Origin of the sequence: Rickettsia rickettsii, assembly GCF_001951015.1 — a bacterium.
Taxonomy (GTDB): Bacteria; Pseudomonadota; Alphaproteobacteria; order Rickettsiales; family Rickettsiaceae; genus Rickettsia; species Rickettsia rickettsii.
The window spans coordinates 902,157-925,663 of record NZ_CP018914.1 but is presented as its reverse complement, the minus strand read 5'-3'; the positions used below and the strand labels follow the sequence as shown (position 1 = coordinate 925,663).

Genomic DNA, 23,507 nt, shown 5'->3' with positions numbered 1-23,507 from the left:
TATGATCGTTAGTATTTGTATTTTCAACTGTTTTTGTTAACAGGCTTTTATGAGTAGTGATTTGTTTCGGTTGTTTATAAAAAGGACTATGTGCCCTATCTATATCTTTTAGTATATCTACTATTATATTTTGTGATGTTATTTCTGCACTAAGCTGATTAAATCGCTGTTGTTTTTCTTGATCGGTAAATCTAAAGTAATTCTTATCTTGTAGTAATGAGTTTAATGCTACAGTTTGAATAGTGTGTTTATATCCTATCTCTGCTAATGCTTGTATATTTTTATAATTACCTATATCTGCTTTTTGTGTTTCTTGATTAATATTATGGTTTAGCTCCTTAATTAACTTTATCCTATCTTGGATCTGATTGACCGAATCTTTAGAACCGTTTAATGATTGTAATCCTATATTTATTGATGAAATTATTTGTGCTACATTATTACCGACTATAGATGCTTATATCCCCGCCACGTTTACTATATTATTTATTACATTTGTTATAACCGATGCTATAAATAATGATTTAGTACCTTTATTACTTTTGTCTTTCGTTTGTTGCTGCTCATTATGTATATATAAATCATCTTTTAAAATATCTTTTAACTTTGGATCAATTTTTAGAAGAGCTTGTTGTTTACTCAAATCATCACGATGTTTTTCTAATAATTTATTTTCTTGTGTAAGAAGACGTATCTTGCGAGTATTTACTACATCTATTATGGCTTTACCTACTATAGATGTTGCCATGGCAGCAGCTGATACAAACATAAATGGAGCTGTGGCAGGTGCTATAGTTGCCAGCATAATACTACTTGCTATTAATCCAAGTACGCTAGCTGTGGTTTTATTAAAAAGAATCTTTCCTGTTACGTTGCTTATTTTCTTTATATTACCCCATTTTGAGGTCTTAATACTATTTATAATACTGGATGTTCTTGAGTTATTTTGTGCTTTATACTCACTTTTATAAATTAGTATTGCGGTGTTGTTCATGGGTTGTTAAGGCGTGTGTGCCTCTACTCATTAATTGCTGTATTCGTTCTTGCTCTATTATATATAAATCATCTTTACTTTTTACTGTTTCTTGAGAAATTATACGCTCCAAGTTACGCCTTTGTATAACTTCTATATCATCCATACTTCTAAATATTGGAGGCTGCTTTTTAGTTACTGTGTCTATATTATTGGATGATGCCTTTACAATCTCTAAATCCTTTTCTAGTGAGTGTGGCATATTTCTTTTCTTTTTTATAGGTCTTGCCATTCTATTCGCTCCATTTGTATGCCTTTAATCTGTTTTAGGGTGCATTATAGATAATTATTAACAAATTTTAATAATTATCTATAATTAAATTACTTAAAATGCAAATTTAAGGTAAATCTTTATCATGAATTAGTGTTAATAGAGCAAAGAGAGATAAATAATAACATAAACTAACTAAAAGTGATTGTATTATTAAAAAATTCATATATTAATTAAAATACAAAGTTATTTATTAATCATTATGTCAAATACACCTAAGTTAGAAAATCACTATAATAAATTGTTACAAGATATTATGCTTAAAACATTAGAGCAGAATCAAATTGTAGAAACCTATTTAATACAAGAAGATTTTAGTAGTACTTTAGATGAGCTGCAAACAATAAACGCAAAGCTTGAAGAATATTGTAAGGTTTTTGCTCTGCTTGAAAGAATTAAAACTGAATTAGCTGAAGAAGATAAAGTATATAACTAATTTAATTTATATAAAAGCTGCAAGCGTGCAAGCCGCATTTCGCCTTTTATATTCAATAATAATTTCCTGCTTCAACTTCTAGCTTTTTAAAAGGTGATATACCGAGGCTATACCCTATAATAATAGGAATTACTATCATCAACAATCCTAAATTATTAAAACGTTCTGTTAAATAAACAAGCCCAAAAGAACTAATTACATACATAGCTCTTGAATAAGCATATATAAAGCTAGCATAGGTAAATCGTTTTACAACCGGAAAACTTTTGTAAAATATTGGCATTGCCGGGGATTCACTTGGAGAAAAAGTCACTACAATTAGTGGAATTAAGAGACTTTGCTAACCTTGCGTTATATTATCTAATATTAATGGACTAGATAGAAGAAAAGTTAAAAATATTACTAATTGCATTTATAGCATAAACACGTAAGTGCTAGTGCTACAAAAAATTCTACTATAGAAATTTGTATTAAAAAATAATAAATTGCAGTCTTCTTATTAACTTTGTCCTGCCATACAGGATTATTTGTTATCTTTGCTACATCAATTATATTACTATCTTTTATCGTTTCTTGTATTCTACACTTAGCATCAACAAAATCCGGTGTTTCTCGCAAAGTAGTCCTAGCAGCACTACCTATTAATGCAATTCCTGTACCTACCCAAAATGCGATACGCTAATTAAAGTTATAGGATGTAACTCAGGTTTCTAAGCCAAGGGCCCACAGTTAATCCTAAGCTAGCACACACCCCTACAAATGTTAAGGCAGGAAAGCGTTTAAGAACTCCAACAGATTCCGTTAAATATAATTCTGCTCCTACTCTTGCTCCCATGGATGACATACCTTGCACTATACGGCATATTGTTACTATGCAGGCGGCACTAGCACCTACTTATGCCTAAGTAGGAAGATTAACCATAACGATTCAAGAAAATGACATTAAAATAGTGGTAATAATGATTGTGGATTTCCGACCTATATTATCAGCCCAATAATAAAGCTCCTAAGGGTCTAAAAATAAAAGTAGAACAAAAAGAAAAAACTGCAAGAAGTCGATTAACGTGAGTATCATATTGCGGAAAGAAAAGCTCATCAATTAGTACTGCCATATGAACATATAGCATAAGATCAAAATATTCTCAAAAAGTACCTATAGATAGTAAGCCTATGCCTATAGCCCGTTTTTGTTCTCTGTTTAAACTTTTTTGTTTTTTTTCGTATCCCAACACAATTTTTTCTAAAAAGTTAATTTATAGAAAGGTTATATTGAGACGATTTCAAGTCTATAAATTCAAGGCAAAAGTTACAATGTTTTATGATTATACTTATTTAAAACTTCTTTGACTAATGAAGTTGTTATTTTTCTTTTGGAAATTAAAGCAAAATAGTTAATATTGTCTAATATTTCTATAATTTTCGAATATTCCCTAGGCAAATTTACTAAAAGAAAATCTATTATTTGTCGGGATATTGTTACCGAAGCAATAGCAAAATGCTTAAATATTAGAATTTTGATTAATTCATCGTCAGGTGAGTTTAATAGAATACTAAGTACTGACTTAATACGTGAAGATAAATCGGGTAAAGTAAAATTTCTGCTTTTATCAGATGCGGTAAGTAAAAGATATTTTTGTTTTTCGTTAATAATATTAAATATATGAAGTAATGTCGGCTCTTGCCAGTTTTCAATATCGTCAATGATGAAAGCATTATATTTTTCTGAAATTTCTTCATTAAAAAAAATATCTTTAATAATATAGGCATTGCTTAAATTTTGCCATATTTTGGTTAAATAAGTTTTGCCTGATGAAGAAGGGCCTTTAATTAATAAAGTAAATTTATAAGGGTTAATGCCAAAGCCGCACTGCCAATTTTTTATAATATTATAAGCTTGATCGTTAGAACTAGAAACAATAAATTCATCAGGATGATATTTACTAGAAGTAGTAAAACGAAATATATATTGCTGCACTGTTATAAAAATTTTTTAGTCGTCTATTCGATAGAATTGGCTAGATTTATAAAATTTAATTAGATTCAAAAGTAAAATTTTTGTAATCCCTGCAATTGGTATAGCAAAAAATATTCCAATAATTCCAAATAAACTGCCGCAGGCAAAAATTGAGAATATAATCCAAAGAGGATGCAACCCTATTTTATCACCGATAATTTTAGGGGTGAAAATATAAGACTCGCAAATATTTCCAACTAGATAAATTATCATTATATATAGTAATTTAGTAGTTACACCAAAAGTTAAATAGCCGATAATTAGAGTTAAAAGAAATGATATAAAAGTACCAAGGAAAGGAATAATAACTAAAAATCCTGTTAAAATACCAAGTAAAAGAGCGAGATCAATACCTATTACGGTAAATGCAATACTATAATAAGTAGATAATAATAAGCAAATATTTAGCTGTCCTCTTATGTAAGCAGATAACAGATTATTAATTGCCGATAATATTGCAAGGATTTTCGGTCGGGTTTTTATAGGTAATAATGATTTCATGTTTGCAATAATTTTAGCCCAATCACGTAGGAAATAGAATAATATTATAGGTATAAGTAAAAATAAAACAAATATGTTAATAGTTATAATAGTATAACGCCAAAAATTATTAGCAATACTGCCAAGTATAGTAAATATACTATTTATAAAATTGCTTAAAGAATTCTTGATTTTATCGGCAATATCAGGTTCTATCGAATAAATTTTTACCATTATAGGCGGTAATATTTCTGCCTGTAAATAATTGTTATATTTTGGAATATTATTTATAAAAGTAAAAATTTGTCCATAAATTATCGGCACTAAAATAGTTAAGCTTAAGAAAAATATGCTCAAAAATATCAGATAAATTATGCTTGATGCAAATTTATTTGATATTTTAAATTTTGATGCGATAAAACCTATAGCAGGTTGTAGTAAGTAAGATATTATAAATGCGATAAAAAATGGTTTTATTGCGTCTGAAATTAGCATAAAACCGCTGATAAAAAGCCCTAAAAAAACTAGCCAAAATATAACGGTTCTATTCATTATTATTTTCCTCATTTTCTATACGAAGATCAACTGCAAAAAGAGCTAGGAGTTCACAAGGCGAAGATCACAGCGTATACTTAATACGTGTCTTGTAAAACGACGACGCCAATTTTTGAAGTTGATCGAGCATTAAGGTTTTTTAACTACTTGTACGGTAGCAGGACGCAGTAGTCTATCTCTAATTTTATATCCTGATTGCATTAAAGTAATAATACTATTCGGTGCATGATCAGGATGTTCTATCTGTGCAATTGCATTATGTAAATTATAGTCGAACATTGATCCTATTTCCGGCTTTATTTCTTCAATATGATGTTTATGAAAGACTTTGTCTAGCTCGTCTTTAGTCATCTGAACGCCTGCAATAATATTTGTGACTTCTACATCAGAATTTGCCGGTTTATGTGCTAATGCTCTTGAAAGATTATCACTAACATTTAGTAGTTCTTTAGCAAATGTAGCAATTGCATAATCTTTTGCTTCGTCACGTGCTTTTTCTAAACGCTTTCTTGTATTGTCTATTTCAGCAGTAGTTCTTATTAGCTTATCTTTTAGCTCTTCAATCTCGGCTTTTAACGCTGTTACCTCCGGATTTGCTGTTTCAACTATCTCTTCAGCAATATCATTTATTGTTTGTTCATTATTTTCTATATTATCGTCTATCATATTATTTACTTTATATTTATTTCTTTTTTGAGGTATATATAGATATAATAAAAATTTTTTCAATGGTATACTCGTTTAATTTGAAAAATTGGTGTCGTTGTTTCGTATTTTTTTATCCTCACGTACTAGTATTTATGCTGCGGTCAAAAAATATGAAACTCCTTACTCTTTTCCAAATTAAACTTTACTATTTATTTTTACTTATGGAGTGCAAATTGTATTATGAGACAGTCAGGAAGAAAAAGTAACCAATTACGTCCTATTTCATTAGAATTATCCCCGCTTATTAATGCGGAAGGTTCATGTCTTATTAAAATCGGTAATACACATGTCATGTGTAGTGCTACTTGTGAAACTACCGTACCGCCATTCTTGAGGGGACAAAATCAAGGCTGGATTACTGCCGAGTACGGTATGCTTCCCGGTTCTACATCACAGCGTATTAAAAGAGAAGCGGCACTTGGGCAACAAGGCGGCAGAACGCAAGAGATACAGCGTTTAATAGGTAGGGCGATGCGATGTGTAATTGATGTGAGGAAACTAGGCGAGAGGCAAATTATCATAGATTGTGATGTTATTAATGCTGACGGCGGTACTAGAACTGCAGCAATAACAGGGAGCTACGTAGCATTGCACCTAGCTATTAGGTCCTTGATGAAAAAGAGAGTTTTAAAGGTGAACCCGTTAATTAGTCAAATTGCAGCTATTTCTTGCGGTATATATAAAGGTGAGGTGATACTAGATTTGGATTATTTAGAAGATAGTGATGCGGACGTGGATAGTAATTTTGTGTTTGCAGGTAACGGTAATTTAATCGAAGTACAAGGCACGGCAGAGAAAAATCCTTTTTCCGAAGAGCAGTTTTTAGCAATGTTAAAACTTGCTAAAGGCGGAGCTGCGGAATTATTTAAACTACAAAATCAGGTACTGCTTGGGTCTTAGAAAGTTGCTAAGTGGATCAGTGTTCCAGTCATTGCAAAAAATGCTAATTTATAGTATTTTTTTATTATTGCTCTGGATTGCCGCATCGCTTTGCTCCTCGCAATGACGGTGCATGTATCCACGCAACCAATCTTCCACGAGAAGAACGTATTTATTAAGCGTATGGATTATCATGAAAAGCAATATGTTCACCTGATAATATAATTATCTTATCTCGATTGGTATTATTTATAAATACCTTATGATTAAGATCTGTTACTTTAACACTACTATGTAGTCCTAAGATTAATTCCGCAACATTGCCTAGGCTGTCAAACGTAACACGCTGATTAGCGCCAATTGTTATTTTATTGGGGGGATATGTTAATATTTGCTGTTCTACTTTCTTCGGTAAAAGTAATAGTTCTATATTTTGGATCTTTCATATTTTCCTCTTTGAATGAATTTTAAGTTATAAAATCATTACTACAATATGCCATATACTACTTCAATTAAAAATTTTTTAAACTAGCTCTTACTCAATTTATAATTGCTATTATAGTGTATTTTTTAAATTTAAGCGGCTATGGTATTAAGATTATATTATTGTCTATTATGCCTTATTAGTAGAATTATCCTCTGATCAATATGAGCAATTTGTAAGTAGTACTGTAGAATACGGTATTACCGATAATCAAAATATTGGAGTACATTTTTTGTACAAAGAAGATAAATTTTTGAATGAAAAAAACATAAGCACGGATGCTTCTATTTACTATAAATTGCAGCTATTTGAAGATAAAGATTTTGTTATTGCGGCTCAGCCTAAAATTTTAATGAGTAAGAGTAAAAAACTTAAAGAAGATTTTTTAGGCGAGATATCTTTACTAATGGGAATGTCTAAAAATATCCGCCCTGTTATTATTTTTAATCAAAATATATTTAGCTTTGGACATTCAATTAATATTGGTTCTAAGAAGATGTAATTTTTCTATTTGTGAAGGGATTAAATTTAAAAACGGCATAATGCTTACAAGTTTTACAAAATACCATACTCGGCAAAATTACGGTTATGTATATGATAGTTCAGTTTATAAGCAGTTAGGAATTGTAAAGATAATTAATTTTGGTAAAGAGAATAGAAACTTGTTAACTGCTCAAATCGGTCATTTTTGTGATCACAGTCTTTCAAATTAAGAAATATAAAATATCAGGTATAAATTTTCAGCATGGTTAGATGTATAAATGAAGGTATATACAGATAATCAGAGATAAAAATTTATTAGGTAAAAAACAAGCTAATAGTTTAAAAGCTATGATCGAAGAAGCAATTATCGATAATGAGATAATGATTGATATATTATATGAAAATAGAATATTGCTGCTAATAAGCAATATTTCTTATATTAAAATTTATAATTATTCTTATATACAAGCCTATGTAGTGAATGGTTATTGTATATATGACGATGTTCATAGTAATACAATAACTGCTATAAATAGATCTAAAAATATTGTTTAGTAATAGTAATATTTTTAGATCTATAATGCTGATCAAGAAATATTATTTTTATAAATTATTAGAAAAAAATTTCGCCTATTTAACTAGTATCAAAGCAAAATATGCTCTTGAATTTAAAGTCGAGCCGATTATTGCTAAGAATATTAATTATACCAATAAAATAATAATATTTTTCGTCGTGTTTATAGCCACATTGATTTATCTGCCGGTTTTATTTTATGTTGTTAATAATATAAGCTATTGTTTGCAAAAGATTTTAAAATCTCTGTTATGTATAAGGGTAGTAAGAGAATCGCCTTCGGTAAGGGTTGCATGGATTGAAAAGCGTATTCGGTGTCATACCGTGGTTTGACCACGGTATCCAGAAAATAATTAAAAATACTAATATTAGTATTTTTAACTGGATCCCGCGATCAAGTCGCGTGATGATAGAGGTGGAATCGTTTCACAAAACAAGTAGTACTAAAAATCATTCGGTGGAATCACAAATTTTTCAAAATGAGGAGAAAGCTTTACCGGTTTATACAGTTTTAGTACCGTTATAGAATTAAGTAAGTTAAGGTCAATAATTAAAAATATTTCATTAATTAATTATCCAAAAGATAAGCTAGGCGTTAAAATGATTATCGAAGATGACGATTATCTAATGATTAAAGAAATAGTGTTATATAATTTACCGTCTTATTTTCATGTTATATCTGTTCTGAAAAGTCTACCAAGAACTAAAAGCCGCAAGCCCTTAATTATGCTCTAGAATATTCACGTGGTGAGTATCTAGTAGTATATGATGCTGAAGATAAACCTGAACAGCTAATTAAAGCTCTAGCAATGTTTAAAAACTTACCTCTAGAATATTCTTGTCTTCAAGTTAAGCTTAATTTTTATAATAAAAATGAGAATATTTTAACCTATTCTCAAAAATGTTTAATATAGAATATAGTTTATGGTTTGAATATATCTTGAAAGGATTAAGTTTACTAAAACTTCCTACACCTCTTGGGGGTACTAGTAATTATTTTAAAACGGATATATTAAATAAGCTTGGCGGATGGGATTCTTATAATGTAACAGAAGATGCCGAGCTTGGTATAAGAATTTACTCACAGAACTATAAAGTAGCTATTCGTGATTCCTATACTCTAGAAGAGGTTCCGAATAGTTTAGGTAATTGGCTAAATCAAAGATCAAATTAGATTCAAGGCTTTGTGAAACATTTTTGGTATTTAAAGCACAAAAAGATAAATGCCAAAAGTTTACTTTATTGCAAGTAATAACAATGTATGTGTTCCTTATCTACTTATAATTTTGGAGTTTACCCTTTATAATATTTTCTATTGTTATAAATAAAAATTCTATAATTAATTATTTATGGCTTATTAATAGTATTTTTTCGCTTTTATATCTATATGGTACAGCTCTGTATATATTAAAAAATTCTTTAAAAAGCGGAAAAGTAAAATTTCAGGATATAGTAGCTTTGAGCTTATGGGCTAGTTATTTTATATTACATACTGTAGCTTCATATAAAGCAGTATTTGAAATAATTTTCTGTCCTGTGAATTTGAAATGGAGTAAAACTAAACACGGCACTAGTTTAGAGGATTTTGAGAAAGAATAGACCTCTAATAAAAAAAATTTATTCTTGCCCCTTGAACTAACAAAAATAAAATATATATAGTATGTACATTTAAAGATTTAATAATTGGAGGTTAAAATGTCTTTTAAACCATTACATGATAGAATTGCAATAAAGCCTATCGAACAAGAAGAAAAAACTAAAGGTGGAATTATTATTCCGGATACTGTAAAAGAAAAGCCGATGCAAGGTGAAGTAGTAGCCGTAGGTAATGGTATTCGTAATCAAAAAGGCGAAATTCATCCTTTAGAGCTAAAAGTAGGCGATAAAGTTTTATACGGTAAATGGGCAGGTACCGAAATTGAAATTAAAGGCACAAAACTGATCGTTATGAAAGAAAGCGATGTATTTGGTATTATTAATTAATTATTTGTTTTTAAGGAGAAATTAAATATGGCAACAAAACTTATTAAACACGGCTCAAAAGCTCGTGAGCAAATGTTAGAAGGCATTGATATACTTGCAGATGCAGTAAAAGTTACTTTAGGTCCAAAAGGCAGAAATGTACTTATAGAGCAATCATTCGGTTCACCGAAAATTACAAAAGATGGTGTGACGGTTGCAAAATCGATCGAGTTAAAAGATAAAATTAGAAATGCGGGAGCTCAGCTATTAAAATCAGCTGCTACAAAAGCTGCAGAAGTAGCCGGTGATGGTACTACTACAGCTACGGTACTTGCTAGAGCTTTGGCTCGTGAGGGTAATAAGCTAGTAGCTGCCGGTTATAATCCTATGGATTTAAAGCGTGGTATGGATTTAGCGGTAAACGCAGTAGTAGAAGAAATTAAAAAATCCAGTAAAAAAATCAATAGCCAAGAGGAAATAGCACAAGTCGGTACTATCTCTTCAAACGGTGATAAGGAAATCGGTGAGAAAATTGCTAAGGCAATGGAGGAAGTCGGTAAAGAAGGCGTGATAACCGTTGAAGAAGCAAAGAATTTTAGCTTCGATGTTGAAGTAGTTAAAGGTATGATGTTTGATAGAGGTTATCTATCACCGTATTTTGTAACGAATTCCGAGAAAATGGTTGCTGAGCTTGAAAATCCTTTCATCTTACTATTTGAGAAAAAATTATCAAATTTACAACCGATGTTACCTATACTTGAGGCTGTAGTACAATCACAACGTCCGCTATTAATTATTGCTGAGGATGTTGAGGGCGAAGCTCTTGCAACGCTTGTAGTCAATAGATTACGTGGTGGTTTAAAAGTTGCGGCAGTAAAAGCTCCCGGTTTTGGCGATAGAAGAAAAGCAATGATGGAAGATATTGCTATCCTAACTAAAGGTGAGCTTATTACTGAAGATTTAGGTATGAAGCTTGAAAATGTGAGTATTAAGAGTCTAGGGACAGCAAAAAGAGTAACAATTTCTAAAGAAAATACCGTAATTGTTGACGGTAACGGTGATAAGAAAAATATTGAAGATAGAGTATTACAAATTAAATCTCAAATAGCTGAAACTACTTCTGATTATGATAAAGAAAAACTGCAAGAGCGTTTAGCTAAACTTTCCGGCGGTGTTGCCGTATTAAAGGTTGGCGGTGCTACGGAAGTTGAAGTGAAAGAGCGTAAAGATCGTGTTGAAGATGCACTTGCTGCTACAAGAGCGGCAGTTGAGGAAGGTGTTGTTGCCGGTGGCGGTGTAACATTACTTCATGCATCACAACCTTTAACAAAGCTTAAAGTAGAGAATAAGGATCAACAAGCTGGTATTGAAATAGTAATAGAAGCTTTAAAGGATCCGTTAAAACAGATTGTTGAAAATGCCGGTGAAAACGGTGGCGTAGTAGTTGGTAAATTACTAGAACATAAGGATAAAAATTATGGCTTTAATGCTCAAGATATGCAATATGTCGATATGATTAAAGCAGGAATTATTGATCCGGCTAAAGTAGTGCGTACTGCACTTCAAGATGCTGCTTCCGTTGCTTCGTTAATTATTACCACGGAAACTTTAATTGTTGACGAACCTTCTGATAAGGCAGAGCCAATGCCAATGCGTGGCGGTATGGGAGGCATGGGCGGTATGGATTTCTAAGTCTATATCTCTATAAGATAGGTTATGCAATAGATCTAATAAACCCGTTTTGTTGTATTGCTTGTTCCCCTCATTGTAAGGAGGCATTGTTGCGTGGGCCGCAAAACCTGTTCAATTTCATATCATGGCTTAACCATGGTATCCAGAAAAAATACTAATAATATTAGCATTTTAAACTGGATATCGCTACAAGCTCGCAGGATGACAATTGAGAAACTAGTCCACGCAGGCAATGCCCTGCTCCGCAATGACGATTTTAACAACGTGCTGTACAACACATTATTAAAAGTCGCAGTAGGACACAACTGATTTATGCAACAAATGGGTTTTAAAGCGATTCTTTGCTTAATGTGAAAATAAACTCTTTAATAAAACTCTTCCTAAAAAAATAAAATATAGAATTTCTTGTAATTATTTCAATAAATGACTGCAAATACTTTGGTATTTATCCTATGAGACTGTTAACAAAATAATTTTAAAGCTCATTAAATTCTTTTTAACTACAAATTATAAGATTTTTTTGAAATAGGGATATTTATTACTGTAAAAATCTCTTTAATTATCAATTAAAGTTATTTTGTTAACACTTATATAGGATGATCAAAAGGTTTTAAGCGGTTTTACGCTTTAATTATTAAGAATAGATTTCTTGTTGTAGTTATAGGCAAGGTTAATCTATATTCGTTTAATTTAAAAAATTAGTAATAACAGTTTCTAGCTTTTGGTTGGTTAAACTATGCTAACTAAAATTAGTAAGGTTTTAGAAAATTACTATTCTTATTTTAAAAAAATCTTATAATTTATACAGTTAAGAAAGACTAAAATAAGATAATTTAAATTTTATATATAAAACTTAAAAAATTAGGTTCTAAAAGCAATCTAAAGGATAAAAGATAAAATAATAGGGTAGGGGGTAGTGCGAAGCTCGCCACAAGCTTAATTTTTCCTATTAATATCAACTAAAGCTGGGTTTTATTAATATTTACTAAAAATAGCAAATTAATTAGAAATATTAATAGAACTTCATTAAGTTTATTGCTTTAATTGGTGTTTAGTTATTCGTAAGTATAACTATTAGCTGAATTAGTATAAATTAAAGAGGGACATCTTCTTAGCGTTTGAAAAGAAGATGAGAGAGATTCTGTTAATTATACTAATGCAGAAATGTGACAATTTTCATCTGACAAAACATTTGATTGGAGAGATAGAAGCAAGCACCATCATGTTCATAAAGTAAAAGTCGGTGACAAGTTTGATATACATTGGGGTTATACCATGGCACATAAAACACGTGGTTATTATACATATGCGATCACTGATTATCCTAATGATTTTTCTCAAAGACTAACTTTTAATGAGCTTAAGACATTTTTTGAAAATATAAGCCAAGAAAAGCCATTTTGGAGCCATCCATTACCTGCTTATACTGATCACTCAATAATTCTTCTGGAAAGAGAAGCGCGGTTTCGCGTTCTTTTAGAGAGATGGATAGTCGCCGACCGGCATGGCATTTCATCAATCATGGGTTCTTGAATATGAAGCAAGTTTAGGCGGTGAAGGGCCTGGACATGGACACCATCATCACGATGCTTAATTAAGCTTTAAAGCAACTTAGTAGTGAGTGGTTATGCGCTAAGCGACTCAAAGCTTTGTTGTGCGGATACCCAAGTCGTCATTGCAAGGAAAAATTAAAAATTTTGACAAAGCAATCTCGGACCAAAATCTTGAGATTGCCACGCTCCTTTCAGTTGCTCGCAGCAACAATGCTTAAATTCTTGCGTTACTATCTACTTAAAGCTTTTAGGCCTTCCTTTAAGCCGTCTTTTATAAATGAAATTTTAGCTTGTTTGCCGTCTGCGGTAATTAGTTCTATATAATTATCGTTTGATAAAATCATGTCTAGATCGTCTTGTGTAATAATAGCTAAAGCCTGACAGCCGTTTACTGTACAATTTACGTATTTTCCGGCTGCTATTCGTTTGTCACCGCTATTAATAACTGTACCTGCCGGAATTTGAACATTTGACGGGACTATTTCTATTATTTTTAATTCCTGTTTTTCTTGTTCCCCATTGAAATAACCTATGTGATAAATGGCTAATATTTCCTTTTCTTTATCTCTCTCTAGATTATTAATTTGTTGTGATAAGAAGCAAAGTTGTTTTTTCTCATTATTAAGAGTACAACTTAAAGTCCAAGCTCCGTACTTTTTTGGTGCTGTTGATGCGTTGACGTTTTCTATGCTATACAAAACAAAAGTGCCGGTTATTATAAATAATCCACTAAAAATAAAAGCAATTTTTTTTATACAATCTTTCATATAATTTTTAACCTTTTTAAAATATTTTCTTTTCCTAAAATTTCTGCAATCTCAAATACGCTAGGTGATGCAGTCATACCTGTTATTAAAGCTCTTACCGGTTTCATAATGTCATTCAGCTTTAAGTCGTTTGCTGCTGCTATTTCTTTAAATTTATTCTGTACGGATTCCTTATCAAACTGCTCAAGTTCGCTTAAGTTTTCTATAATTTGTTTGATTAAATTCTTATCGCAATTTTCTATAATTTCTTTTGAATCTTGGCTGTAGATGATAGGCGAGTCTACTAGATAAATTTGAGCAAGGCGTGTTAGTTCTAGTAATGTTTCACTTCTAACTAACAAGCTTGGCATTGCTTGTTTGATATAGCCTATTTCCTGCTCACTAACCTTAAACTTTTTCGGCAACTCTACTGCTAGGGGTAATTTGTACGTCAATCCGGTACTCGCATCCTCACGTATGTCTATATACGCTGCGGTGCTGCGTTCCGTGTTTCCTCCAAATTCCTCCCTATAAGCGAGCTTCTGAAGAAGTTTATTATAATTTTGTTCCAATATCTCTACAATCTTTGAAGTTAAGCTATCATTGTCAAGCATTCTTAAGTAATGAGAGTTAAGGCTATTCATCTTAGCAAAATCAAGCTTAGCAGGTGATTTACCGAGTGAATCAAGATTAAACCAGTCTATAGCCTGAGTCATTGAGATAATTTCATCATCGCCGTGACTCCATCCAAGACGCAGTAAATAATTGCACAAACTTTCCGGTAAATACCCCATATCCTTATAAGCTTCAATGCCTAATGCTCCATGCCTTTTGGATAATTTTGCTCCGTCTGCTCCATGAATTAACGGTATATGAGTCATGCTCGGTACTGCATATCCGAAAGCCTGATAAATAGCGAGTTGCCTTGCTGCATTGGTTAAATGATCGTTACCTCTAATAATATGAGTTATACCCATATCATGATCGTCTACTACAACGGCTAGCATGTAAGTAGCAGTGCCGTCTGCTCTTAATAGTACCATATCGTCTATATGAGAGTTTTCAATTACTACCTCACCTTGTAAAGTGTCATGAATTGTTATGCTACCCTCTCTTGGAGTTTTTAGACGTATTACCGGCTTAATATCAGTAGGATAGATAGATGGATCTTTGTCACGCCACTCGCTATTAAAAATAAAATGCTGTTTATTTTCTAAAGCTTGTTGTCGCTGTCTTTCTATTTCTTCTTGGCGAGTAAAACAATAATATGCTTTACCGTTTTGCAGTAATTTTAGTGCAGCTTCTTTGTAAAGATTATTACGTTTAGACTGGAATATAACCTCACCGTTCCAATCAAGCCCTAGCCATTTTAGACCTGAGAATATAGCTTCTACCGCTTCTTTAGTTGACCTTTCTTTATCAGTGTCTTCAATGCGAAGCAAGAACTTACCGTTATGATGCCTTGCGAACAAATAATTAAAAAGGGCGGTTCTTGCCGAACCTATATGTAAAAACCCTGTCGGTGACGGAGCAAATCTAGTAATTACGTTATTATTCATTTATTATCTTTTTTAAATATATACTAAGAACTGTGTCATACCGTGGCTTGCCACGGTATCCAGAAAACAACTAAACATACTAATATTATTAGTATGTTTAACTGGATCCCGCGATCAAGTTGGCTGTGTTGTATGGATCAGTTTTTGCGTCATTGCGAGGAAAGTGTATAGCAATTGACGAAGCAATCCAGTAAAAAATGCTAAAAGTTAGCATTTTTTTATTATTTTTCTGGATTGTCACGCTCCTTACAGTCGCTCGCAATGACGATTCGGTATTCATGTCACAAGGCTGATCAAGTTAGCTAGGATAACACATACTCTTGCTCCCCAAACACATAAAATAATTTACATCTATATCATCGCTTAATTTCCACTCATTTTTAGCCAGATCATATACCAAGCCTTTCAGCTCTTGAATTTCAATTTTGGTATCCGTAAGCATTTCGTAAATTTCCAACGGTTTTAGGAATTTGCTATAATCATGAGTGTTTTTTGGTACCCAACCTAAAATATATTCGGCAACTATTATTCCAAGTATATAAGCTTTTTTAGTACGGTTAATCGTAGAAATTATTGCCATACCGTTTGGCTTAATATGCTTCACCAAATTTAGTATAAATTGCTGTACGTTTGCTACGTGTTCAATAACCTCAAGACAAATTACCACATCATATAGCTTGTCACTTGCTAATTCTTCTATAGTAGATTGTAAATAATTTATCTTTACGCCGTTTGCCTTAGCATAAGCAGTTGCCGTTTCAATATTACTTTGCAGTGCATCAATGGCTGTAACGTTAAAACCTTGAGCCGCTAAAGGCGTTGCAATTAACCCTCCACCGCAACCGACGTCTAATATTTCTAATTTAGAAATATCGTTAGACATCTTTTCAAACTCTACTTCTAGAGGTAATTTGTGTATCAATCTGCTGCTTGCATCCTCACGTACCAAAGCGTACGCTGCAGTGCTGTGCTGCATGTTTCCTACAAATTCTTCTCTATAAGCGAGTTTGGAAAGGTGTCTATTGTAATGCGTAGTTATTTTCTCTATTATATATTCAAGGCGAATAGGGTTTATTCGGTGTAAGATGCCGAATTCTCCGTCCTTATTCCACCAATTATGAGAAATTTTCTCAAATTTTTCTAATTCTTTTTTATCGATTGAAGACATAGTCTATGATTCTTTCCAATGTTATCCCGTGGCTTGACCACGGGCTCCATAAGTACAGCCTAAGAACTTTAGTGGATCCCGTGGTCAAGCCACGGGATAACAAGAGGCCATACAACAAACATATATAATATACTCAGATGACTTTAATAATACTAGCCTTAATTTTAATTAGCTGCATATTTGCCCCGCTTGGCTGCATTGCCCTATGGAAGAGATATATTTATTTCGGTGACGGGCTTGCTCATAGTAGTTTTTTAGTGGCTAGTATAAGTATTATAGCACATGTTCCATTAATATATTCAGGCATAATAGTTGCAATTCTTTTTTCGTTTTTTGTGTTTATTTTTAAAAATAATTCTGAAAAAAACGCAGTTATTAATTTGATTTCTAGTTTTATGCTAGCTGTTGCTTTAGTTATTAATTATTTTACTTCTTTGCAGAATAATATAGTGAATTTGTTGTTTGGGGATATTTTATCCGTATCTTTTAATGATTTGATGATACTTGCAATAGTGCTCATAACTATTATAGGCTTTATAGTATATTTTTATAATCAAATTCTTCTTATCATTATCAATAGAGATATTGCCGTCATACAAGGCTTAAAGGTTAATATTATTGAGCTAATATTTTTACTTCTTCTCTCATTATCGGTATTTTCTGCTATAAAGATTGTCGGAGTACTTATGGTAACTGCTATTTTACTTATTCCTGCAATGATTGCACGGTTTGTAGCATATAGCCCCTCCCAGATGATTATAATATCAATTCTTATATCTTTATTTATTAATTTTTGTGCTGCATTTAGCTCTTTCTACTTTGATTTACCTTTAACTCCATTGTTTATTATATTAGGTACGTTTATTTATGGTTTGTTGTATTTAAAGCGATTATTATGAACCAAAATGCATTTACTGAATATGTCAAAGAATTGTTAGAACCAATATGGTTCAGTAGTCGTTCGTGTAATGTTTGGTGGATATGGGTGGTGTTATGATAGGAATTATTAAGAGCAATGAATTATATTTTAAGTTAGACCTAAGCACTTATGAATATTTTCAATCTTTTGGTTCTGAGTCATTTGTATATCAAAGTAAAGGTAAACTTGTAACTCTATAATATTGGAAAGTGTTACCTGGAATTATGGAGGATCAAGAGTTATTAGGTAAGTGGTTTAAATTAGTTTTGAATGTTGCTATTAAATAGTCAAAAGAAAAAATAAATGTCGTCCTGTGGTTTGACCAGCGTTGTTGTGTGTGGCATTTTTTTCCGTCATTGCGAGAAGACGCCATAGGTGTCGACAAAGAAATCTCAGGTACGACTCCTGAGATTGCCACGCTCCTTGCAGTCGTGCGCAATGACGTTAAAATCTATCCACGTTTTTCATAATCTCAAGATAATCAATTTTGCCGTTTGTAAGTAGAGGTATTTCTGAATCGGTAATAATTACTTTCGGTAAATGTAGTAAAGGAATTTGAGCTTTAGATACAGCATCTGCAAAGTTCTCTCTATTTATATTGGAACCGGTAGTAAGTAAAATAATCTTGTCTTCGTGCGTTTTATCGGGAATAGAAATAGCAGCGTGCAAGGAATCAGGATCAATTTCACTTGCAAGTTCTTCAATTTTTGTAAGAGATATCATTTCCCCTGCTATTTTAGCAAAGTGTTTTAAACGTCCTAGAGTTGTTATATATCCTTCAGAATCAATTTTGACTATATCGCCTGTGTCGTACCATTCTTTATAAGTACGGTGACCTTCTAAGTCCAAGTAACCAAGCATTATGTTAGGACCCTTAATGAATAAACGTCCCCCTTCATTTATTCCCTCTACTTTCTCAAGCTTATAATCAATTTTCGGTAATAATCTTCCTACCGTGCCTGCTTTATTATGCATAGGGGTATTGCAAGCTATAATAGGTGAGGCTTCTGTAATCCCATATCCTTCAAAAATACGTATGCCATACTTATTAAGCCAAAATTGTCGTGTAGATTCTTTTAATTTCTCGCTACCGGCAAATATATAGCGTAATGAGTAAAAATCATATGGGTGAGCGTAATTAGCATAACCGTTTAAAAAAGTATCGGTAGAAATTAATATAGTTGCTCCAATATCGTATATAACTTCAGGAATGCTACGATAATTTAGTGGAGAAGGATATAGAAACAGCTTAATACCGTTTAAAGTTGTAATAATTGCACCACTAAGACCAAAACAATGAAATAGCGGTAACGCATTAAATACTATATCTTCAGGGCTAAAAGGTACTTTAGCAGTTATTTGATATCTATTAGTTTGTAAATTTCTGTGAGATAATAATACGGCTTTAGGTTTACCTTCAGTACCCGAAGTAAAAATTATCACTGCCGGTTTTTCGTCATCACGATTACGACAAAAATAATTGTAATAAGTTTGGGCACAATAACTGCCTATTTTTGCTTTTAGTTTTAGGGCTGTACCAATCTGATTTTTAAAATCTTCTAAATATATTATTTTAATACCGAAATCTAATAAGTTAGTTATTAATTCATATAAATTTGCTTTCTCAATAAATTGTTTTGAAGTGTAAACTACTTTAATTTGTGCAAGTTTACAGGAGTTAATAACAGTACTTATGCCGCTGCTCCAGTTAATTATAGCAGGCACATAACCGCTAGATTGCATAGCGTAAAAAGTAATTAACGTATCCGTGGTATTAGGCAACATTAAGCCTAAATTTCTGCCAAAGATATTATTCTTTTTGATTAAATCACCTAGGATAAAAGATTTTAATATTAAATCTCGATAAGTAACCGCATTATTTTCAAAATCATCAACTATTTTTTTCTTAAATCCATGAATTTTAGCAGCTTCTATAAGAGATGAGAATACAGTATTTTGATAGTCTGAACTTTCAAACATCATGTCAGCCATGATATCATAAAGAGTCCTAGATATATAACTGCGTCGTTCTTGGTTGCTTGTAGCATCCATATTAGCGAATTTTACCGGCGGTAAAATGGTTATAGTAATTTTAGGAAATATTTTTCTTTTTAATATGTTTTTTAATTTTGATAAATGAGTAAATTGAGTACCGTCTATTCTAACCGGTAAGATGGTAGCACCGGCTTTATCGGCAATCATTCCCGGTCCTTCGTATATTTTCATTAAAGAGCCGGTAACGCTTATTCTACCTTCAGGGAAAATTGCTACTTTCTGATCCTTTTGTACTTCTTTTACTAAAGTCTTTATTGCCATTGGGTTACTTGGATCAACCGGCAAAGTTCTTGCCATACGTAAAAACGGTTTAATCCACCATATTTTTTGTATATCGGGACTAATTGCAAAAGTCATTTCTTCTCGTAAGTAAGTAGCAATTAGCGGCGGATCTAGATATGAAATATGGTTAGCGACCACTACTACTTTTTTACCTGCTTTTTGAAAATTTTCAAATCCTTTAACTTCAACCTTATACATAAGATCAAAACAGATTTGGAATATTCTTCGCAATAGCTTAAATGGAATAATTTTAACTTCAGGTATTAAACGGTAAATATGTATAGTAACGATTATATTAGCTAGGCTAATAAATAATATAATCCAGGGTATAGTGAAATTTAGGTAAAATAATAAAGATAGAATTATTGTGGATCCCACCATGAAAATGGAATTGATAAGATTGTTAACGGCAATAATTCGACTACGATGAGCAGGGTTTGCGTAATGCTGTAATATCGCAAAAAGCGGAACGATATATAATCCGCCTATTGCCGCTAAGAACAATAAATCTATAACTATGCGCCAATTATGTCTTTTCGATAAAAATACTAAAATACTTTTTAGCTGAGTAGGTTCGTAGTTAACTGAGCTAATTCTACTTGCAAAGAATAAATCAATACCGAAAATACTAATGCCTAGGGCTGAAATAAATAGATATTTAACGGTAATCTCATCTTCAAATATTTTGCTACATAAAAACGAACCGACCCCAACACCAAGCGAGAAAACCGCTAAAAATAAATTAGCAACATTCTCATCAGCTTTAAAAGTTATCTTAGCAAGTAAAGGTATTTGAGAAATTATAGCAGCTCCGATAAACCAAAACCATGAAATGCCAAGTATAGCTAAATATATCTGTTGTTTTGCTTTGGCATATTTAATCATATTTATGCTTTCATCTATAATATTAAAATTTATTTTAATATCACGATTTACGTTTTTCGATTTTGGGGAAAAAAGGCTTGTAATAAAGCCAAGAAAAGCTATGGTAATTAAGGAATAAATTATAAAATTATTGCTGATTGTATAATAGCTGCCGATTATAGTACCGATAAAAATACCGATAAAAGTTCCGGCTTCAACAAAGCCGTTAGCTCCAAGTAGTTCGTCTTTATTTAGGTGATCAGGTAATACGCTATATTTGATTGGACCGAAAAAAGTAGAATGCATACCCATTAAGCAAATAGAACAAAACAGGATTAACAGATTATTATTATGCAATCCGTAAATTGCAAAGGCAATTATACCGATTTCACAAATCTTAATAATTTTAATAAGATTTGCACGCTCGTATTTATCGGCAATTTGTCCTGCTATGCTTGCGAATATTATAAAAGGTAATACAAAAGTAGCATTAGCAATTAAAACAAGTAGATTATTATATTGACTTAAAGCTCCTGAAATACCATAAGTGATAAGGATTACCAGAGCATTTTTTAATATATTATCATTAAGACAACCGCATAACTGCACTATAAAATTCGGTAAAAATCGTCTATCTTTGAAAAGATATAATTTGTTTGTGTCCATGATATAAAATATTTTAAATGCCAATTTTATTGGGGGACTCTTATGTCATTCCTATGAAAACAGGAATCCAGTAAAAAATATAAATACAGTAAGTTTTTAAAACTAAAAACTCGATTTATCTCGCTTTACCATGGATTCCCGCCTATGCGGGAATGACATAAGCGAGCTATGCAACAAAACCTAAACTCCCCAAATATTAGCAATTTATATTAATATGTCAAATGTGGTGCTTATTTACTTTCTGTTTCTAAGCATCTTGATTTTATTAATTCATCTACAAGAGAAATGTTTTCGTCCGTAGAATCAGTGTAATTTTTGACTATTGTTTGTAATGCAGATAAAGCTTGGCTTGTAGTATCTTTCGTTTTAACTTTCTTTCTTCTTTGTAAATTCTTTTTTAAGGCAGTGGATAAATTATCAAATTTAGCCGGTGATTTGGCTTTTTTCGGTACTTCTTTGATATAGTTGGTAGATGACATAAATAATTATCTTTTCACATTAGCATTATTATATTATATTATAGATGTTTTGGAAAATAAAACTATAAATAATCTATGAATCAAAGTAATATAATCTCTCCTGAGTTACTGGATGAGAGAAGAAATATTGCAAGGCAAGGGGGCGGTGAAGCTAGGATCAACGCACAACATCAAAAAGGTAAGTTAACTGCACGAGAGCGCATAGAAGTATTATTAGATCCGAATAGCTTTACCGAAACAGGTATGTTTGTATCCCATAGATGCGATAATTTTGGGATGCAGGATAAAAAGTTTTTAGGTGACGGCGTTGTAACGGGACACGGTACGATAAACGGTAGGTTGGTATTTATTTATAGCCAAGATTTTACCGTACTCGGCGGTTCTCTCGGCGAATATCATGCTAAGAAAATCTGTGATATTATCGATCAAGCTATAGAAACCGGTGCTCCCGTAATCGGTATTAACGACTCAGGGGGAGCAAGAATTCAAGAAGGGGTTGATGCTCTGGCCGGATACGGTGAATTATTTCAGCGTAATGTTTTAGCGTCGGGTGTCATCCCTCAAATTACCCTAATTATGGGCCCTTGTGCAGGTGGTGCGGTATATTCTCCTGCCTTAACCGATTTTATATTTATGGTTAAGAATAGTTCTTATATGTTCGTAACTGGTCCCGATGTAGTAAAAACCGTTACGGGTGAAGAAGTAAGCCAAGAAAAGCTCGGCGGTGCTAGGATGCATACCACTAAAAGCGGCGTTGCCGATCTTGCATTTAACAATGATATAGAAGCATTGCTTGAAATTCGTAAATTCTTTAATTTCCTTCCGTCATCCAATCGTAGTCCTCTTCCTGTTCGTTCGACTGTTGATCCTGCCGATAGAGTTGATATGTCTCTTAGCACGTTAATACCTAACACTCCTAATAAGCCTTATGATATGAAAGAGCTTGTTGAGCGTATCGTTGATGAGGGAGAATTTTTTGAACTACAACCTGATTTTGCTAAGAATATAATTATTGGCTTTGGTTATATGGAAGGTTATCCGGTAGGATTTGTGGCTAATCAGCCTTTGCATTTAGCAGGATGTTTAGATATAAACGCGTCAAGAAAAGCAGCAAGATTTGTTAGATTTTGTGATGCTTTCAATATTCCTATAGTCAGTCTTGTTGATGTGCCTGGATTTCTGCCTGGTACATCCCAAGAGCATGACGGTATTATTAAACACGGGGCTAAACTGTTATACGCTTATGCGGAAGCTACAGTGCCGAAGATTACTGTAATTACCCGTAAGGCTTATGGAGGTGCTTATATAGTTATGAACTCCAAGCATCTTAGAGGCGATATAAACTATGCTTGGTTTAATTCGGAAATCGCTGTTATGGGGGCAGAGGGAGCAGCTGAGATAATATTTAAGGAAGAATGTAAAAATCCTGAAGCTAAAAAACAAAAAATCGATGAATATAGGAAAGTAGTAACTTCGCCTTTTGTTGCGGCATCTAGGGGATATTTGGATGATATTATAAGACCACAAAATACCAGATGGCGAATATGTAAGGCATTAAATTTCCTGCGTACTAAAAAAGTAGAACTGCCTTGGAAGAAGCATGATAATTTGCCGCTTTAGCTGTCATCCCGTGGCGTGACCATGG

At 32.4% G+C, this 23,507-nt stretch carries 23 protein-coding genes and 1 pseudogene; 11 read left to right on the top strand and 13 right to left on the bottom strand.

All coding sequences use genetic code 11. The annotated features are described in order from the left end of the window. Window positions 1-457 precede the first annotated feature (457 nt). Window positions 458-994 carry a hypothetical protein gene (locus BTU51_RS08880; protein WP_012151130.1) on the bottom strand — a complete coding sequence of 179 codons (537 nt, stop codon included), beginning with the start codon at window positions 992-994 and terminating at the stop codon, window positions 458-460. Further along, window positions 966-1,265 carry a hypothetical protein gene (locus BTU51_RS05580; protein WP_012151129.1) on the bottom strand — a complete coding sequence of 100 codons (300 nt, stop codon included), beginning with the start codon at window positions 1,263-1,265 and terminating at the stop codon, window positions 966-968. Before BTU51_RS05580 ends, BTU51_RS08880 begins: the two co-directional genes overlap by 29 nt. 241 nt (window positions 1,266-1,506) lie before the next feature. On the opposite strand from BTU51_RS05580, the gene BTU51_RS05575 reads away from it, so the two are divergent. Then, a complete protein-coding gene (locus BTU51_RS05575; protein WP_012151128.1) occupies window positions 1,507-1,740 on the top strand; it encodes a hypothetical protein in 234 nt (77 codons plus the stop codon). Window positions 1,741-1,792: 52 nt separating this feature from the next. On the opposite strand, the gene BTU51_RS05570 is transcribed toward BTU51_RS05575, so the two are convergent. From BTU51_RS05570 to grpE, 6 genes are all read right to left on the bottom strand, one after another. Then, complete coding sequence (locus BTU51_RS05570; protein WP_155105207.1) at window positions 1,793-2,023, bottom strand: hypothetical protein; 231 nt, start codon at window positions 2,021-2,023, stop codon at window positions 1,793-1,795. A gap of 119 nt (window positions 2,024-2,142) precedes the next feature. After that, the gene (locus tag BTU51_RS05565) at window positions 2,143-2,358 is read right to left on the bottom strand and encodes a hypothetical protein (protein ID WP_042442119.1); all 216 of its coding nucleotides are present in this window, start codon (window positions 2,356-2,358) and stop codon (window positions 2,143-2,145) included. 70 nt (window positions 2,359-2,428) lie between these two features. Further along, on the bottom strand, window positions 2,429-2,584 hold the full coding sequence (locus BTU51_RS09425) for a proline/betaine transporter (RefSeq protein WP_230453638.1): 156 nt from the start codon (window positions 2,582-2,584) through the stop codon (window positions 2,429-2,431). Window positions 2,585-3,046: 462 nt separating this feature from the next. Then, on the bottom strand, window positions 3,047-3,715 hold the full coding sequence (locus tag BTU51_RS05550; protein WP_012151126.1) for an HdaA/DnaA family protein: 669 nt from the start codon (window positions 3,713-3,715) through the stop codon (window positions 3,047-3,049). A gap of 15 nt (window positions 3,716-3,730) precedes the next feature. Next, window positions 3,731-4,786 carry an AI-2E family transporter gene (locus tag BTU51_RS05545; protein ID WP_012151125.1) on the bottom strand — a complete coding sequence of 352 codons (1,056 nt, stop codon included), beginning with the start codon at window positions 4,784-4,786 and terminating at the stop codon, window positions 3,731-3,733. 132 nt (window positions 4,787-4,918) lie between these two features. Then, on the bottom strand, window positions 4,919-5,455 hold the full coding sequence (grpE, locus tag BTU51_RS05540; RefSeq protein ID WP_010977570.1) for a nucleotide exchange factor GrpE: 537 nt from the start codon (window positions 5,453-5,455) through the stop codon (window positions 4,919-4,921). 222 nt (window positions 5,456-5,677) lie between these two features. Here grpE and rph point away from each other — a divergent pair, with 222 nt between their 5' ends. The 8 genes and pseudogenes from rph (at window position 5,678) to BTU51_RS09410 (ending at window position 13,104) form a co-directional block, all read left to right on the top strand. Beyond that, window positions 5,678-6,397, top strand: a complete 720-nt coding sequence (gene rph / locus BTU51_RS05535; protein WP_012151123.1) for a ribonuclease PH — start codon at window positions 5,678-5,680, stop codon at window positions 6,395-6,397. 695 nt (window positions 6,398-7,092) lie between these two features. Further along, window positions 7,093-7,573: pseudogene (locus BTU51_RS05525) on the top strand (hypothetical protein). A 118-nt stretch (window positions 7,574-7,691) separates the two neighbouring features. Continuing rightward, window positions 7,692-7,898, top strand: coding sequence for a hypothetical protein (locus tag BTU51_RS08875; RefSeq protein WP_193385854.1), 207 nt, complete (start codon window positions 7,692-7,694; stop codon window positions 7,896-7,898). 308 nt (window positions 7,899-8,206) lie between these two features. After that, entirely contained in the window at window positions 8,207-8,443 is a 237-nt protein-coding gene (locus BTU51_RS09420; protein WP_155114767.1) for a hypothetical protein, read from the top strand. 375 nt (window positions 8,444-8,818) lie between these two features. Continuing rightward, window positions 8,819-9,091, top strand: coding sequence for a glycosyltransferase family 2 protein (locus BTU51_RS09415; RefSeq protein ID WP_041472476.1), 273 nt, complete (start codon window positions 8,819-8,821; stop codon window positions 9,089-9,091). A gap of 521 nt (window positions 9,092-9,612) precedes the next feature. Next, window positions 9,613-9,900: a co-chaperone GroES gene (locus tag BTU51_RS05505; protein WP_012151121.1), complete on the top strand. Its 288-nt coding sequence runs from the start codon at window positions 9,613-9,615 to the stop codon at window positions 9,898-9,900. Window positions 9,901-9,927: 27 nt separating this feature from the next. Continuing rightward, a complete protein-coding gene (groL, locus tag BTU51_RS05500) occupies window positions 9,928-11,571 on the top strand; it encodes a chaperonin GroEL (protein ID WP_012151120.1) in 1,644 nt (547 codons plus the stop codon). Window positions 11,572-12,828: 1,257 nt separating this feature from the next. Beyond that, window positions 12,829-13,104 carry a lytic polysaccharide monooxygenase gene (locus BTU51_RS09410; RefSeq protein WP_230453758.1) on the top strand — a complete coding sequence of 92 codons (276 nt, stop codon included), beginning with the start codon at window positions 12,829-12,831 and terminating at the stop codon, window positions 13,102-13,104. 250 nt (window positions 13,105-13,354) lie between these two features. Here BTU51_RS09410 and BTU51_RS05490 read toward each other — a convergent pair whose 3' ends face one another. From BTU51_RS05490 to ubiG, 3 genes are all read right to left on the bottom strand, one after another. Then, window positions 13,355-13,891, bottom strand: a complete 537-nt coding sequence (locus BTU51_RS05490; RefSeq protein ID WP_012151118.1) for an invasion associated locus B family protein — start codon at window positions 13,889-13,891, stop codon at window positions 13,355-13,357. Continuing rightward, entirely contained in the window at window positions 13,888-15,429 is a 1,542-nt protein-coding gene (gltX, locus tag BTU51_RS05485; RefSeq protein WP_012151117.1) for a glutamate--tRNA ligase, read from the bottom strand. The genes BTU51_RS05490 and gltX overlap by 4 nt, the downstream gene beginning before the upstream one ends. Window positions 15,430-15,727: 298 nt before the next feature. Beyond that, entirely contained in the window at window positions 15,728-16,597 is an 870-nt protein-coding gene (gene ubiG, locus BTU51_RS05480; RefSeq protein ID WP_012151116.1) for a bifunctional 2-polyprenyl-6-hydroxyphenol methylase/3-demethylubiquinol 3-O-methyltransferase UbiG, read from the bottom strand. A 137-nt stretch (window positions 16,598-16,734) separates the two neighbouring features. On the opposite strand from ubiG, the gene BTU51_RS05475 reads away from it, so the two are divergent. Beyond that, window positions 16,735-17,496 (top strand): metal ABC transporter permease, encoded by a 762-nt coding sequence (locus BTU51_RS05475; protein WP_012262521.1) that lies wholly within the window; start codon window positions 16,735-16,737, stop codon window positions 17,494-17,496. 464 nt (window positions 17,497-17,960) lie between these two features. Here BTU51_RS05475 and BTU51_RS05465 read toward each other — a convergent pair whose 3' ends face one another. Then, a complete protein-coding gene (locus tag BTU51_RS05465) occupies window positions 17,961-21,383 on the bottom strand; it encodes an acyl-[ACP]--phospholipid O-acyltransferase (protein ID WP_012151114.1) in 3,423 nt (1,140 codons plus the stop codon). Between the two features lie 230 nt (window positions 21,384-21,613). Further along, a complete protein-coding gene (locus BTU51_RS05460) occupies window positions 21,614-21,862 on the bottom strand; it encodes a hypothetical protein (protein WP_012151113.1) in 249 nt (82 codons plus the stop codon). Window positions 21,863-21,937: 75 nt separating this feature from the next. On the opposite strand from BTU51_RS05460, the gene BTU51_RS05455 reads away from it, so the two are divergent. Next, the gene (locus BTU51_RS05455) at window positions 21,938-23,482 is read left to right on the top strand and encodes an acyl-CoA carboxylase subunit beta (RefSeq protein WP_004997890.1); all 1,545 of its coding nucleotides are present in this window, start codon (window positions 21,938-21,940) and stop codon (window positions 23,480-23,482) included. The last annotated feature ends 25 nt before the right edge of the window (window positions 23,483-23,507 follow it).